This is a genomic window from Vibrio sp. 10N.286.45.E10 (genome assembly GCF_002874195.2).
In the GTDB taxonomy this organism is placed as follows: domain Bacteria; phylum Pseudomonadota; class Gammaproteobacteria; order Enterobacterales; family Vibrionaceae; genus Vibrio; species Vibrio crassostreae.
In genome coordinates this window covers 330814-344389 of the sequence record NZ_MCWD02000002.1, presented here as the reverse complement: position 1 = coordinate 344389, position 13576 = coordinate 330814, and the positions used below count along the sequence as shown (strand labels likewise).

At 44.4% G+C, this 13576-nt stretch carries 13 protein-coding genes, 5 tRNA genes, 1 rRNA gene and 1 pseudogene; 12 read left to right on the top strand and 8 right to left on the bottom strand.

What is annotated here, in order from left to right; genetic code table 11:
* Nucleotides 1–327 precede the first annotated feature (327 nt).
* Entirely contained in the window at nt 328–1071 is a 744-nt protein-coding gene (locus BCU34_RS14715) for a phosphatase PAP2 family protein (protein WP_102432025.1), read from the top strand.
* A gap of 66 nt (nt 1072–1137) precedes the next feature.
* Here the strand turns inward: BCU34_RS14715 and BCU34_RS14710 are convergent, their stop codons facing one another.
* From BCU34_RS14710 to BCU34_RS14700, 3 genes are all read right to left on the bottom strand, one after another.
* Complete coding sequence (locus BCU34_RS14710) at nt 1138–1500, bottom strand: MmcQ/YjbR family DNA-binding protein (protein WP_048659032.1); 363 nt, start codon at nt 1498–1500, stop codon at nt 1138–1140.
* A 69-nt stretch (nt 1501–1569) separates the two neighbouring features.
* Nucleotides 1570–2295 carry a sulfite exporter TauE/SafE family protein gene (locus tag BCU34_RS14705; RefSeq protein ID WP_170960797.1) on the bottom strand — a complete coding sequence of 242 codons (726 nt, stop codon included), beginning with the start codon at nt 2293–2295 and terminating at the stop codon, nt 1570–1572.
* Nucleotides 2296–2786: 491 nt separating this feature from the next.
* Nucleotides 2787–3992 (bottom strand): MFS transporter, encoded by a 1206-nt coding sequence (locus BCU34_RS14700; protein ID WP_102478406.1) that lies wholly within the window; start codon nt 3990–3992, stop codon nt 2787–2789.
* A gap of 29 nt (nt 3993–4021) precedes the next feature.
* On the opposite strand from BCU34_RS14700, the gene BCU34_RS14695 reads away from it, so the two are divergent.
* Both BCU34_RS14695 and BCU34_RS14690 read left to right on the top strand, forming a co-directional pair.
* The gene (locus BCU34_RS14695) at nt 4022–4171 is read left to right on the top strand and encodes a hypothetical protein (RefSeq protein WP_170960876.1); all 150 of its coding nucleotides are present in this window, start codon (nt 4022–4024) and stop codon (nt 4169–4171) included.
* Between the two features lie 472 nt (nt 4172–4643).
* Nucleotides 4644–5258, top strand: a complete 615-nt coding sequence (locus BCU34_RS14690; protein ID WP_102478407.1) for a YitT family protein — start codon at nt 4644–4646, stop codon at nt 5256–5258.
* A gap of 133 nt (nt 5259–5391) precedes the next feature.
* Here the strand turns inward: BCU34_RS14690 and sigZ are convergent.
* Both sigZ and BCU34_RS14680 read right to left on the bottom strand, forming a co-directional pair.
* A pseudogene (gene sigZ / locus BCU34_RS14685) lies at nt 5392–5992 on the bottom strand (RNA polymerase sigma factor SigZ).
* A complete protein-coding gene (locus BCU34_RS14680; protein ID WP_004733042.1) occupies nt 5976–6272 on the bottom strand; it encodes an ArsR/SmtB family transcription factor in 297 nt (98 codons plus the stop codon). The pseudogene sigZ and the gene BCU34_RS14680 overlap by 17 nt, the downstream one beginning before the upstream one ends.
* 233 nt (nt 6273–6505) lie before the next feature.
* On the opposite strand from BCU34_RS14680, the gene BCU34_RS14675 reads away from it, so the two are divergent.
* Entirely contained in the window at nt 6506–7606 is a 1101-nt protein-coding gene (locus tag BCU34_RS14675; RefSeq protein WP_102431865.1) for a permease, read from the top strand.
* A 106-nt stretch (nt 7607–7712) separates the two neighbouring features.
* On the opposite strand, the gene BCU34_RS14670 is transcribed toward BCU34_RS14675, so the two are convergent.
* Both BCU34_RS14670 and BCU34_RS14665 read right to left on the bottom strand, forming a co-directional pair.
* Entirely contained in the window at nt 7713–8162 is a 450-nt protein-coding gene (locus BCU34_RS14670; RefSeq protein ID WP_240698061.1) for a hypothetical protein, read from the bottom strand.
* A 16-nt stretch (nt 8163–8178) separates the two neighbouring features.
* Entirely contained in the window at nt 8179–8679 is a 501-nt protein-coding gene (locus BCU34_RS14665; RefSeq protein WP_240698062.1) for a hypothetical protein, read from the bottom strand.
* Between the two features lie 382 nt (nt 8680–9061).
* Here BCU34_RS14665 and BCU34_RS14660 point away from each other — a divergent pair, with 382 nt between their 5' ends.
* Nucleotides 9062–9364 (top strand): hypothetical protein, encoded by a 303-nt coding sequence (locus tag BCU34_RS14660; RefSeq protein WP_076656387.1) that lies wholly within the window; start codon nt 9062–9064, stop codon nt 9362–9364.
* Nucleotides 9365–9477: 113 nt separating this feature from the next.
* On the opposite strand, the gene trmY is transcribed toward BCU34_RS14660, so the two are convergent.
* Complete coding sequence (gene trmY, locus BCU34_RS14655; RefSeq protein ID WP_102393465.1) at nt 9478–10077, bottom strand: tRNA (pseudouridine(54)-N(1))-methyltransferase TrmY; 600 nt, start codon at nt 10075–10077, stop codon at nt 9478–9480.
* A gap of 256 nt (nt 10078–10333) precedes the next feature.
* Here trmY and BCU34_RS14650 point away from each other — a divergent pair, with 256 nt between their 5' ends.
* From BCU34_RS14650 to BCU34_RS14620, 7 genes are all read left to right on the top strand, one after another.
* Nucleotides 10334–10858, top strand: coding sequence for a DUF3087 family protein (locus BCU34_RS14650; RefSeq protein ID WP_102431737.1), 525 nt, complete (start codon nt 10334–10336; stop codon nt 10856–10858).
* Nucleotides 10859–11430: 572 nt separating this feature from the next.
* Nucleotides 11431–12985, top strand: a 16S ribosomal RNA gene (locus tag BCU34_RS14645).
* A 123-nt stretch (nt 12986–13108) separates the two neighbouring features.
* A tRNA-Glu gene (locus BCU34_RS14640) sits at nt 13109–13184 on the top strand.
* Nucleotides 13185–13186: 2 nt separating this feature from the next.
* Nucleotides 13187–13262 (top strand) — tRNA-Lys (locus BCU34_RS14635).
* Between the two features lie 25 nt (nt 13263–13287).
* Nucleotides 13288–13363 (top strand) — tRNA-Val (locus tag BCU34_RS14630).
* A 25-nt stretch (nt 13364–13388) separates the two neighbouring features.
* A tRNA-Ala gene (locus BCU34_RS14625) sits at nt 13389–13464 on the top strand.
* Between the two features lie 32 nt (nt 13465–13496).
* Nucleotides 13497–13572: transfer RNA gene (locus tag BCU34_RS14620), tRNA-Val, on the top strand.
* The last annotated feature ends 4 nt before the right edge of the window (nt 13573–13576 follow it).

Genomic DNA, 13576 nt, shown 5'->3' with positions numbered 1-13576 from the left:
CAATAGTGGATTTAAAGGACTGACAGCAAAGTTTTTCAGATTTTGGCCTGTTAACCCGGTGAGTGTTCACTTTATCAGCAGAACACAATACCGTTGTGTTTAGTGCGGTACAGCTGGTCTTTGGTCGGTTTTACTGTCGGTATGCGTATAAGTGGATGGCAAAGGTTATTGATGATCAAATCATTGTTCACCGAATCAATGGCAATAATCTCCAATAGCCGAATAATGTTACGTCATGACGTCTTACTGACCGTTTTTACATAAAATTGATATTGACGATGCTAAGCTGCGATAGCATCCGACCACTTTATCTAAAAGATCTTAGCCATGACTTCTCTGTTCTCTAACAAATCCAAAGGCTTATTACTGCTCGTTCTAAGTCTGTATTCTCTCGTTCCCTTTCTGATCTTTGGATCTCATTTCGACCTTGGAAGTGCAGTTCTGCCTTTCTATGGTGCTGTGATGACATTTGTGACTTACTCTGCGGGTAATCAGGGCTTCCTAATCACACTCGCGGTACTTTCTTTATTGGTGTTGACGCTAAAGTTCTCAAAAGCAAAGTTAGTCAGCCTTTGTCTGCAGCTCGGTGTCTTGTTGGTATTAAGCTTTGCAGCGAAGACATTTCTCAAATCATCAACAGAGAGTCCACGCCCATATACTGAGTATTTGGTTACCCAAGAAGTAGTTGAAATGCCAGAGCTGTTTTATGAGCTGCCTTTGGTAGAAAAAAACGCCGCGATTGAATCTGTGCAAGATAAGGTCAGCGATTGGAGAACTCGTCATTGGTTGGGTGAAACGGACTACTCTTTCCCGTCTGGACACATGATCTTCGTCGGTGTGTGTTTGGCATTCTTTGGCGGATTGTTCCTAGAGGCGAAACGCTTTTACCTAGTCGGCGGTTTGTTGGTTTGGGCTGGTGGTGTCGCCTATAGCCGTGTTTGGCTTGGTATGCATCGACCTGAAGATTTAGCGGCGTCTATTGCCTTTGCGGGGTTAATTTATTTATTGGTGCCACTGATTCCAACGAAAAAGATAGAACCTTTATTGCCGCAGTTATTAAGAGAGTCTTAAGGTTTTAAGAGCTGCCTAAGTTTTTAAGATGTGCATAAATCTATATTTAACAAGCAGAAATTCTGGTTACTGATTGAGCCCGAGTTCTGCTTGTTTCTTTTTGGTTAAACCTAAGGACACAATTCGGTGTGACTCTGTGAGGTAGTATTTCAGCTCCTCATCCCTTTCTGACGTGCTCTCAAAAAGCTGAATCCATTTCATGCCACGCGAAGCAAAGTAGGGCGCGGGTTTATAGCCCGGTTCTTCTTTGAGAAAATCGAAATTCTGGTCGGACGCTTTGAAGATAAACGCAGGCTCATCTTTCGGCCCCCAACCTCCAATGGCAAACACTTTCCCTCCCACTTTCCAAACGTGAGAGTTATTCCACTGCATCACATAGCTGGTGGCGGTTTGTGATTCACAGAATGTATTGAACTCATCGTATGTCATAGAACGCCCTTTCAATAGTTTGGTGGTGGATCTGTGTGTTTGTTGTTTTATCGATGTTTCTGCTTCGAGTTAGCCAGCTAAGCCTTGCCAAATGGCAGTAAAGCCGCTGATAAAACATAGCAACAAAGAGCCGATACGTATCTTTTCTTTAGGAATGCTTTGCGTAGTCAATAACGCCACTTTGTAACCCAACCAAGCCGCAGGAAGCAACGGGATTGTGATGATCAAATGGTGCACAGTGAAGAAGCCAATCGGGATCTGTACCAGTAATGAAATGATAGAACTAAACACAAAAAACGCAGAAAGGTTACCACGAAGCTGATTGGCATCTTGGTGTTGAAGCAGTAGTGCCATTGGCGGCCCACCAATGCCTGAACTGGTACCGAAGAAGCCTGAGAAGAACCCCGCGATGCCCATTTTGGCAGGCGTCGGTTCTAACCTAAACGGAAGTAAGCTAACAATCACGGCAAATACTACCAATAAGCCTAACCACAGTGACAAAACGCTTGTTGATACCATTACCAACAAAGCCCCGCCAGCCAATGAGCCCGGAATTCGGCCCAATAGTGCGATTTTCAATCCGCCAATAGAGATATTTGCTCGGTGTTTAAACGCGTTGAATACAGAAATGAAAAGACCAACAAGACAGATAGGCGCGGGTACATAGTCAGGCGAGACCAAAAACAATAACGGGGCAGCCACAATAGCCAAGCCAAAGCCGATTGCGGTTTGCACAAACGAGCCGACAAAAATGAGTGCCATCGCGATAAGAGCGGTCTGATCTATGTATTCCATAAGCCTGCGGATAAGTTCTAAAGGAGCGAACGAATACTATAAAGTAAAACAGCAGGAATAGTCTTATTATTCAGTGAGGTTTATGCAAGTTTCGCTAGGGGCTATTGAACTTTCGTGGTTGAATTTTGTTCGAGATAAAATCGTTTTAGGCGCGGCGAAGAGTATGTGGCCTAGTCATTCTAAGCAAATATTCTTCAACAATGCATAAAACGATTTTAGCCGAACCCTTCGGGCAGCATTTGTGGTTCATTTCTACTGCGTTATCGGCTTTTTATGTAGGCTAGCTACACGTCAAACCCTCTGCCTAGTATAAACTTCCCACAAAGTGCTGTAAAAGCCAGCTCGAAAGGTCAACAGCCCCTAATTATAATTTCGATTTCAACGGCCAATAAAAAAGAGAGTGAATATCTCAGGATGTGCTCCTTTCAATATCCACTCTCTTATTGGATTGCTTATCGATTTTCGCTGGTGGGGGGAGTCAGCGTTAAACGTTAAGCCATTGCCAATTTCAGTCGCTCAATCGGCTTGTCATTGATTGGTAAATGGATAAGCGCTGCCGCAAATGCAAGTACTACGGTTGACCACCAGATTGGCTCGTAAGAACCGTAGTAATCGTAAATAAGACCGCCAACCCAAGCGCCTAAGAAGCTACCCACTTGGTGAGTAAAGAACACCAAACCGTACAACGTCGACAGGTAACGAGCACCAAAGATCTGGCGAACTAAACCAGACGTTAGCGGAACTGTACCTAACCAGCAGAAACCAATCGCCGCACCAAAGATAGCAGCCGTTGACTCCGTTACTGGTAGAGTTACAAACGCACCGATAACCACAGTACGTACTAAGTACAGTGCGGACATAACGTGGCGTTTGCTGAACTTATCGCCCATTACACCCCAGAAGTAAGACCCGAAGATGTTGAAGATGCCAACGTAAGCCAGTGCCATTGCTGCGCTGCTCGCCGGTAGGTTTTTGTCTGCTAAGTAACTTGGTAGGTGCGTCGCAATGAACATTACGTGGAAACCACACACGAAGAAGCCCGCGTGAATTAACCAGTAGCTTTTGTTCGCAAACGCCTCAGACAGTGCTTCTTTTAGTGTCTGAGTGTCTTCTACTTGTTTATTGGTTGCCGATCTCGGCGCTCGCATAAACAGCGCAAAAGAGATCATGAAACAACAAAGTACGCCAAATACTTGCATCGCACTCTGCCAGTCAAATTCGTTCAACATGTATTGCGCGCCCGGAATTACCGCGAACATACCAAATGAACCTGCTGCTGTGGTTAAACCAAATGCCTTCGCTGCGTGCTCTGCAGGTACTACTTTTGCTACGGCACCTAATACGATCACATAGCTCGTCGCACTTAACCCAAGGCCAACGAGTGCGCCTAGTGAAACGTAAAGCATACTCGATTCGGTAGAAATTGAGGTAAGAAGTAAACCCAAACCGTAAGCACATGCACCAGCGATAATGATGCGTCTTGCTCCCCATTTGTCAGCAGCCATACCAACAAAAGGTTGGAACATACCGAACAACAGGTTTTGTAGCGCAATCGCGAAGCTGAAAAACTCTCGACCCGTGCCGAAATGATCTGAAATTGGCATCATGAAAATGCCGAATGATTGTCTGATCCCTAGACTGATAATAAGTGTGCCGATCCCAAGCCATACCAGTAAAGGAAAACGGAAAATGCTCATTCTAATACTCTTAAATTAATGGTGGTGATGTGAGTGGTCTTGCGCTGACATGTGTTGGTCAGTCATCTCATGGTGATGTTCGTGCCCAGAATGCTCATGAGCTGACTGCTGGTGGCATCCACTGCTCACGGCATGCTGAGCCAAGAGATCAATCAATGGCTGACTGTGATGCACAATGACCAAACTAATGACGAGAAATAGTGTCATTCTGGCCAGTTGGGCAAAAAGAGATTGTGAAAACATACGGTGTTTACATGCGCTCAATGTTGTAAGAAGTCGCGCATCATAATGACGAGTGAGGTATGTATCAAATGACCATTTGTGATTTAGTCTATGCGTTTTATGCATAGATCTATGCATGATTTTATGCGTCGTTAGAATTTGGGCGAAACGTCACCAATAAATAGGAAAACTCGAAGTTTGCTGGTTAATAGATAGAAGTATGTAATTAAGCATTGAATTCCAAATGCAAGATCGTAACTGTCTGTTTAATTGAAGATTTCAAAAAACTGTAAAAACTAATATACAAACTAATCACTAATCAACATTGGCCATTCACTCGACTTATCTGTCAAACATCGTAAATTTGGGCATAAATCGTTTCAAAACTACTGAAACGCGATGTTAAAAGATTCAGGGAGAGTCATTCACATGGATAAAGATCATAACCTTCGCGAAAACTTACTGGCACTGATCTTAGGTAGCGCACTGGTTTCACTCGGCGTTATCTTTTTCAGCCAAGTCGGTTTGCTCACCGGAGGCACGGCTGGTCTAGCGATCTTCATTACCAAAGTAACAGACCTAAGCTTTGGCCAAGTGTTCTTCGCACTTAACTTACCTTTCTATATTTTGTCGGTTGCTCGTATGGGCTGGCGCTTCACCATCAATACCTTTATCGCGGTTTCGATTGTTTCGTTCGCTGTGGATCACTTGTATCACGTGATTCAGATTGCCGAAATTCATGCATTGTATGCAGCTTTACTTGGTGGTGGCTTGATTGGTACCGGCATGCTGGTGATCTTCCGTCATAAGATGAGCTTAGGTGGCTTCAACATTCTGGCGTTGTTCTTACAAGAACGTTTTGGAATTCGAGCAGGTAAGGTTCAGATGGCATTAGACTGCACGATTGTTGTGCTTTCTCTGTTCATTGTTGATGTGTCATTGGTTCTTCTGTCTGTGCTTGGTGCGATAGTCACCAACTTGATTCTAGCGATGAACCATAAACCGGGGCGCTATCAACCGGTCGTAAAAGCGGAAGCGGCGTAGTAAGTGGAAGCAGAGTAGTTAGGTTCGCTTAAGCAAGTGATTTACAGATTATGAAAGCAACAAAGCCAGCATCAATTGCTGGCTTTGTTCTATTTAAATAACGGGTTTGAGTTAATTACTATCAGTACTTTTATTAGCACTTACCGCAATCAGCGTCCGACTTAAGCTCACAATCAATCACATTGCCTTGCTTATCCAGTGACAAGTTACAGCACTGTTCGAATAAGTTCTTAAGATCCCCACGACTTTTCTGAACACGAGACTTAACAGTTGAGTAGCTAATTTTTTGAGCCTCTGCGATCTCTTTCTGGCTTTGGCCTTTGATGTCGACAGCAAGCAGTAATGATGAACTTTGTTCTGGTAACGCCTGAATAAAGGGTTCAATACATAATGAAAGCTTCTGCTTGAACTCAGAATTGTGGTCTAAATCGGTAAACCAAAGATCTTCAGCATCAATTTGGCTATCACGTTGTTGTCGAGCGTGCTTACGGTATAAGTCGATGATCGTGTGATTGGCTAATTGGAATAGCCACGACTTTACGCTGCTCGCATCTTGTACCTTATTCTAAGTTCTGATAAGTCTTAATCAAGATCTCTTGAAGCAAGTCGTCTACATCGGCGGTGTCGTTGACCTTAGAATGCAAGAATGACTTTAACGCTTGCTGATACTCAGCCCAAACCTGTTCTAAGTTCAAAGATGCTCTATTCAAAGGTGCATCAGTTACACTGTTCATTTACGCAACACTCGTCTTGTAAGAAATCAATCACACCTTCTAGGCACTCATACTCTGCTACACAGAATAGGGTTCTTCCTTCTCGTCTTTGGCTGATGAGGCCTGCAGACGCTAGGCTTGAAATGTGGTGAGACAAGGTGGAACCAGGGATACCTAGCTCTTCTTGTAGGCCGCCGACTGCAATGCCTTGGTAGCCAGCTTTAACGACACTCTTATAAATAGTTAGGCGAATAGGGTGTCCCAACTCTTTAAGTGCTTTCGCTACGACTTCTAAGTTCATATTAACTCCTCAAGATTTAATTTCGATATTAGTCGAAATGTGGTCTAAATACAAATGTAAAGACCGTAATTTATTAAATCATTGAAAAATAAACTTTTTGAAAATTATTTCGATTTTTATCGAAGTAAAACTTGATCTGTTCCGAGATATTTCTATAATTCGAGAATATTCGAAATTAAGGGTTGGTTACTTTTCTCATAGAGTCCGGCCTTCAATCCAGTTTGGAGTTAATTATGAGCAATGAAATGTTAACAATGCTAAAAGACGCACTTGATATGTTCGCCTTCTTAGCAGTAGAGCTAATCATCCTTTTCTTGGCGATCAGCTACATTGTTGGGATTCTGCAAGAGTTTCTTACGCCAGAAAAGATTCAATCGATTCTGAGCTCGCGTAACGGCAAGGGTTATGTGGTTGCAGCGCTACTAGGTGCGATTACGCCTTTCTGTTCATGTTCGACGATTCCTTTCCTTAAAGGGTTGCTGCGTGCACGAGCGGGTTTTGGGCCAATGATGGTGTTCCTATTCGGTAGCCCACTATTGAACCCAGTGATCATTGGTTTGTTCGTGATTACGTTTGGTTGGCAAGTCGCTGTGTTCTACTTCTTAGTCGCAATGACAGTATCGGTAGTCGCAGGTTACGCACTTGAGAAGCTTGGCTTTGAGCGTTACGTAAAACCTGAAGCGTATGAATCGACAGGTTCTGCTTCAAGCTGTGGCACTAGCTGTGGTGATTCTGCTCCTAAGAAAGCAGCGCCAGCGAAGGCAGCGTCTTCATGTGGTACAAGTGCATGTGGTGAACCTGCACCAGTAATGGCAAAAGAAACATCTTGCAGTGATTCGAAAAAAGAAGAGCCACAAGTGACCGTTTCATGCTGTTCAGCAGATGGAAGCGCAACTGCTGAAATCGTAGAGAAGAAAGAGCCTAGCCGTTGGATGAGAATTTGGTTCTCAACTTGGAAAGACTTCAAACAAGTTTTCCCTTACCTAATGATGGGTATTGCGATTGGTTCATTTATCTACGGCTTCATTCCTACAGACCTAATTGCACAGTATGCTGGCGAAGGTATGTGGTATGCGATTCCAGTAGCAGCTGTGATTGGTATCCCATTGTACATTCGTGCTGAAGCGGTAATCCCATTAAGTGCAGCTCTGGTACAAAAAGGTATGGCGCTAGGTTCGGTAATGGCATTGATCATTGGTAGTGCAGGTGCAAGTTTGACAGAAGTTATCCTGCTTAAATCAATCTTCAAGAACCAAATGATTGCAGCATTCCTATTCGTTATCCTAAGCATGGCGATGGGTGCAGGCTTCCTATACAGCTTTATCTTTGGTTAATCAGGTCTGATTCCTAGATAACTCCATTGATAGCAAGATATAGATAATAAAAAAGAGCTCACTTAGTTGAGTTCTTTTTTGTTTAACTGCTTATCAAATAGGAATATCAGACTGGGTTTGGTAGCGCGGCAGAAGTACCGTGTGCAGCAAAAGCATTAGTGGCTAACACATCACAGTGGTGACGATTAATCGTATCGCCGTAGTTGTTGGTTATGACGGGAAACTGAAAACGATACATCGGGATACCGTAGCGGCGCTCTCTTTGCTGACCGATTCGATCTTTGCTTGTCCACAGCAGTCGGTTCTTTGCCGTATAAGTCATACCGTGCATTTTATTGAAATACTCTTCATGACTGCGCATTTGCTCGTACAGTTCGATAATGCGTTGTCGAGAGAAGTTCAATGTCGTGCTCGCTTTAAGCTGCGTGCCCCAACCCGTTAATACCTTTTCCATGAAATCTCTTGTCATTAGTCCTGGGCCAGTAAGTAACCCCGCGCCTTTACTTCCTCCTGAGGTATTCGCATTACCCACCAAAGTACCGTGTCGGCCTGGCATGTAGGTTGTGTAATATTTAGTGGAAGGGGACAAGCGTGGCATTCTCGCTTTGACGCTCGATCGCAATGTTCTGTTGGCGCGCTGCCATACCGTGTTTCAGGTCAGCCGCTAATTCCTGTGAATCTTTTAACCAATCTTGATATTTTTGGTTGGTTGCAAAAGGCCAAGCCGATTTTGCAGGGCGAGATTCACTAAGCAGTCCTTTGGCTCGCTTCATGTAGTCATTTTTATCTTGTTGGCTCCCGCGCAAGATATTCAGCACATAGCGCATGTTGCTGTCGATACCTTTGCCTAGCAACGTTCCTTTAACTCCGGAGTAAGTGTCATCTTTGCCTTGCTTCAACCATTCGTTTTGATTCCCACTGCCAACTCCATCCACTTGAATGTAGTCAATCATGCCTCTGCCAGTCGTATTCTTCGCTAACGTAGAAATCAACTCGCCTGACACGTAGTTTTTATGATTATTGTCTTCTGAGTTGGACCCTGTTCCACAGAAGAATACGGTGAAAATTGACATACATTCCCTTAAATTAATTCACCGGATTTATCGGAAGTATAACTGTCGAATCAAAAGGTTGGAGAGAAATGTCTATTTATTCGCAAAGGTCAGACCCAAAGGCATTAGAAATGGAACCAAGCGCAAGTTTTATAAATGAGTTGTTTGGTCAGTTCTATTGGACTCTTGAGCTCGGTTATACCCGTCAAGAAAGATCAATCGAAGTGTCACAATACTCAACGCTATTTTGTCTAGTATCAAACAGCAGGCTGATTTTGCTCTAGTACCGAAATCTGAAGCCTACACTTTGTATAGATACTTGTTGTTCAGGGGCAACCTATGAATTTCGGGTAATTTATAACAGATCGCTTACGAGCTTAGATTGAGGTTTATAGGAGGGAGTATGTTCGCAATACATAGGGAATATGAGTTACAGAATCAGCAACATTTTCATGCCCACATTCAAGTAAAGCCAACCGGAAACTTAGAGTTTGAGATTTTAGAGTCTCATGAACATCATGATACCGACTTTAATCACTTGTCTTTTGAAGCTGAAAAAGGGAAGACTAAAGTGCTTGGACGAGATGAAAGTGGTCAACAGACAGATTGGCAACTTTTATTGGCAGAGGAAGATGCAAAAGAGCTTAATCATCTGGTGGTGTTGGTGTCTGAACAATATGAGACGTTAATGCGAGATCTCATGTGACGGAACAAGCTGGCGATAAACTACAATTGATTATCGGCACACCAAAATCAAAAGCCCGGTGAATAACCGGGCTTTGTTCACTGTGGTTTGTTAACTGTAATTGTGTTTTCGAGTTAGAAACCGCGAATATCTAGCTCATTGTTGATCAACACGACGCACTGAGAAGCGAACAGCATATTTGGACCCAAACTGATTTTCTCTGTTCCTAGACGTTTTAAGCTGTTGTAGCTTTTCTTCGGCATAGGGATGTGGTCAGTCAGAAGGAAACATGGGTTTTCAGCAATCTCTGCATCACGGATAAAGTCGCCTTTCTTATCCATCATGTAGAGCTGGTGGTCTTCAGCTAGCTCTTTAACTAGCTTTTCAAAACTCATAGTACGAACAGTGATACCCGATTCAACCTGACGCGTCTGTTCTTTTGTCATACCTTGAGAAGCGTCAACCGCTCTTACTACCGCAGACAACAATGCTGACTCATGGAAGCCACCAATATTGGTGATCTCGTTTGAATCGAATGTAATCGTACGTGAAAAGTCTTTAGTACTTTCTAATACAAGGTGCACGGTGACATTCTCACGGTGAGATTGAGCAACGAAGATCGTGTTCATAAGAGTATGAGCCAGAATCTCAGTATGAGCATCTTGCCCAACACCTTCTAAGATAAGTTTGCTCTCTGTAGGGGCTGCGCGAGCGCGTAATACAAATGAACGCATGGAATGTACCTTGTCAGTATGTGATAAAGCGAAACGGGCTTTATCAATATGAATTGATGAATAACCAAAATTGTGGCGGTATGTAACTCTTTTCTATTAATGAAGTCAAATAGAGTTGCGTATAGCGCCAACCAGAAGAACTCTGCGTATTAAATAGAGAATGACCACATTACAAGATGGTAAGGGTTGAAGCGACCCAATGTTTACGTAGATAGTATGCGCAAATTATTAGGTGACTTACATAAGGAAGTAGTCGATGAAGTTACAGAAGATTAATAAAGAAGAATATAGAAAGAAGATGAACCTGCTGTTGGTTTCGTTGGTTGGGTCACTCGCAGTGTTCGCCATTGTATTCGGAACCATACTGATCGAGCTATTCGGTTCAGGGCAATCAATCGCAGGCGAATCGACAGGTAATTTCCACTTGAACGTATTAGGTGTGATCTTATCAGTCGCATTGAATGCATTTATCGCGAGTCGTGTAAAAGGGCATGATTACTTCAAAGAAGCGCTTTATATATGGAACCTTAAACAAATCCATAATCAAATCTATCGTAAGCTCAAGCGTATTCACCCCAAAGCTGAGCAAGGCGACCGAGACGCGCTGACCATCCTTTATTTCTATTACACCACGCAAAAACAGGTATACGACCTAGATAACAACACATTGACGATAAAAACAGTTCAGCAATCGCTAGATAACATCCTAGAACTGAGTGAGAAATGGAGCATTGAGCTAGATATAGAGGCTTTTTCGAAAGATCTAATCGCAAAGTTTTAAGTAATACACCCATTATTGTATGAGCTTTGAGCTATGAAAGAGCCTTTTGACGTAAAAGTAGCCACTTAAGCAAGTTTTTTTGAATTTTTATCAAAAAAGGGGTTGCCATGTTTTCGATGATCTCTATAATGCCGCCTCACTGACACGGCAGATGCCATAAGGCTTCAGCGGTAATCAGTAAGACGAAAAGTTCGAAAGAAATTAATTTTAAAAAGTGTTTGACACTTAAGATTAAATCGCTAGAATTCACGTCCGCTTTCAAGGGTTTCTTTGTAAAAAGAAAGTTTCGACAAGCAAAGCTCTTTAACAATTTAAACCTATCAATCTGTGTGGGCACTCGTTGATGAATATCAAAACGTTATTACTTAGGTAGTAACAGTTACTTCGGTAACAAAATTGATTTCAATGAACTGAGTGACCAATACAAATAACTTCGGTTATTTGGCACAGTCAATTCATTATCATTCTGTTGGAATGGTAATAGCTTTAGAATTACATGTTCATGTTCCTTTTTCGAAAAGAGCGAATGAATATTAGTTTTGAAGTCAGTATTCGTTGAGTCACAAAATCTTAAATTGAAGAGTTTGATCATGGCTCAGATTGAACGCTGGCGGCAGGCCTAACACATGCAAGTCGAGCGGAAACGACACTAACAATCCTTCGGGTGCGTTAATGGGCGTCGAGCGGCGGACGGGTGAGTAATGCCTAGGAAATTGCCTTGATGTGGGGGATAACCATTGGAAACGATGGCTAATACCGCATAATGCCTACGGGCCAAAGAGGGGGACCTTCGGGCCTCTCGCGTCAAGATATGCCTAGGTGGGATTAGCTAGTTGGTGAGGTAATGGCTCACCAAGGCGACGATCCCTAGCTGGTCTGAGAGGATGATCAGCCACACTGGAACTGAGACACGGTCCAGACTCCTACGGGAGGCAGCAGTGGGGAATATTGCACAATGGGCGCAAGCCTGATGCAGCCATGCCGCGTGTATGAAGAAGGCCTTCGGGTTGTAAAGTACTTTCAGTTGTGAGGAAGGGGGTAGTGTTAATAGCGCTATCTCTTGACGTTAGCAACAGAAGAAGCACCGGCTAACTCCGTGCCAGCAGCCGCGGTAATACGGAGGGTGCGAGCGTTAATCGGAATTACTGGGCGTAAAGCGCATGCAGGTGGTTCATTAAGTCAGGTGTGAAAGCCCGGGGCTCAACCTCGGAACTGCATTTGAAACTGGTGAACTAGAGTACTGTAGAGGGGGGTAGAATTTCAGGTGTAGCGGTGAAATGCGTAGAGATCTGAAGGAATACCAGTGGCGAAGGCGGCCCCCTGGACAGATACTGACACTCAGATGCGAAAGCGTGGGGAGCAAACAGGATTAGATACCCTGGTAGTCCACGCCGTAAACGATGTCTACTTGGAGGTTGTGGCCTTGAGCCGTGGCTTTCGGAGCTAACGCGTTAAGTAGACCGCCTGGGGAGTACGGTCGCAAGATTAAAACTCAAATGAATTGACGGGGGCCCGCACAAGCGGTGGAGCATGTGGTTTAATTCGATGCAACGCGAAGAACCTTACCTACTCTTGACATCCAGAGAAGCCAGCGGAGACGCAGGTGTGCCTTCGGGAGCTCTGAGACAGGTGCTGCATGGCTGTCGTCAGCTCGTGTTGTGAAATGTTGGGTTAAGTCCCGCAACGAGCGCAACCCTTATCCTTGTTTGCCAGCGAGTAATGTCGGGAACTCCAGGGAGACTGCCGGTGATAAACCGGAGGAAGGTGGGGACGACGTCAAGTCATCATGGCCCTTACGAGTAGGGCTACACACGTGCTACAATGGCGCATACAGAGGGCAGCAAGCTAGCGATAGTGAGCGAATCCCAAAAAGTGCGTCGTAGTCCGGATTGGAGTCTGCAACTCGACTCCATGAAGTCGGAATCGCTAGTAATCGTGAATCAGAATGTCACGGTGAATACGTTCCCGGGCCTTGTACACACCGCCCGTCACACCATGGGAGTGGGCTGCAAAAGAAGTGGGTAGTTTAACCTTTCGGGGAGGACGCTCACCACTTTGTGGTTCATGACTGGGGTGAAGTCGTAACAAGGTAGCCCTAGGGGAACCTGGGGCTGGATCACCTCCTTATACGAAGATACCACGATGAGTGTCCACACAGATTGATTAGGTTTAGAAAAGCAAAGAGATGAAGAACTCCCAAGGTTCTTCGAAGTTTGTTTCTACTTTTTAAAGTGGAGATGAATTAGCAGTGTCCCGTTCGTCTAGAGGCCTAGGACACCGCCCTTTCACGGCGGTAACAGGGGTTCGACTCCCCTACGGGATACCATTGGGTCGTTAGCTCAGTTGGTAGAGCAGTTGACTTTTAATCAATTGGTCGCAGGTTCGAATCCTGCACGACCCACCATTTCCTCCCAAGGAAATAAAATTTGGGGCGATTAGCTCAGTTGGGAGAGCACCTGCCTTACAAGCAGGGGGTCACTGGTTCGAGCCCGGTATCGCCCACCATTTCCTCCCAAGGAAATAAAAATATGGGGCTATAGCTCAGCTGGGAGAGCGCCTGCCTTGCACGCAGGAGGTCTGCGGTTCGATCCCGCATAGCTCCACCATTCTTTCACCATGAAGGAATCAAAACTATCATGGGCGATTAGCTCAGTTGGGAGAGCACCTGCCTTACAAGCAGGGGGTCACTGGTTCGAGCCCGGTATCGCCCACCATCTT

What these genes read in the sequence shown, in the direction of transcription:
- BCU34_RS14675 (WP_102431865.1), top strand. Translation starts at nt 6,506, where the DNA reads ATGAGCAATGAAATGTTAACAATGCTAAAAGACGCACTTGATATGTTC.
- BCU34_RS14715 (WP_102432025.1), top strand. Translation starts at nt 328, where the DNA reads ATGACTTCTCTGTTCTCTAACAAATCCAAAGGCTTATTACTGCTCGTT.
- BCU34_RS14650 (WP_102431737.1), top strand. Translation starts at nt 10,334, where the DNA reads ATGAAGTTACAGAAGATTAATAAAGAAGAATATAGAAAGAAGATGAAC.
- BCU34_RS14705 (WP_170960797.1), bottom strand. Translation starts at nt 2,295, where the DNA reads ATGGAATACATAGATCAGACCGCTCTTATCGCGATGGCACTCATTTTT.
- BCU34_RS14710 (WP_048659032.1), bottom strand. Translation starts at nt 1,500, where the DNA reads ATGACATACGATGAGTTCAATACATTCTGTGAATCACAAACCGCCACC.
- BCU34_RS14680 (WP_004733042.1), bottom strand. Translation starts at nt 6,272, where the DNA reads ATGAACTTAGAAGTCGTAGCGAAAGCACTTAAAGAGTTGGGACACCCT.
- trmY (WP_102393465.1), bottom strand. Translation starts at nt 10,077, where the DNA reads ATGCGTTCATTTGTATTACGCGCTCGCGCAGCCCCTACAGAGAGCAAA.
- BCU34_RS14660 (WP_076656387.1), top strand. Translation starts at nt 9,062, where the DNA reads ATGTTCGCAATACATAGGGAATATGAGTTACAGAATCAGCAACATTTT.
- BCU34_RS14665 (WP_240698062.1), bottom strand. Translation starts at nt 8,679, where the DNA reads ATGTCAATTTTCACCGTATTCTTCTGTGGAACAGGGTCCAACTCAGAA.
- BCU34_RS14670 (WP_240698061.1), bottom strand. Translation starts at nt 8,162, where the DNA reads ATGCCAGGCCGACACGGTACTTTGGTGGGTAATGCGAATACCTCAGGA.
- BCU34_RS14700 (WP_102478406.1), bottom strand. Translation starts at nt 3,992, where the DNA reads ATGAGCATTTTCCGTTTTCCTTTACTGGTATGGCTTGGGATCGGCACA.
- BCU34_RS14690 (WP_102478407.1), top strand. Translation starts at nt 4,644, where the DNA reads ATGGATAAAGATCATAACCTTCGCGAAAACTTACTGGCACTGATCTTA.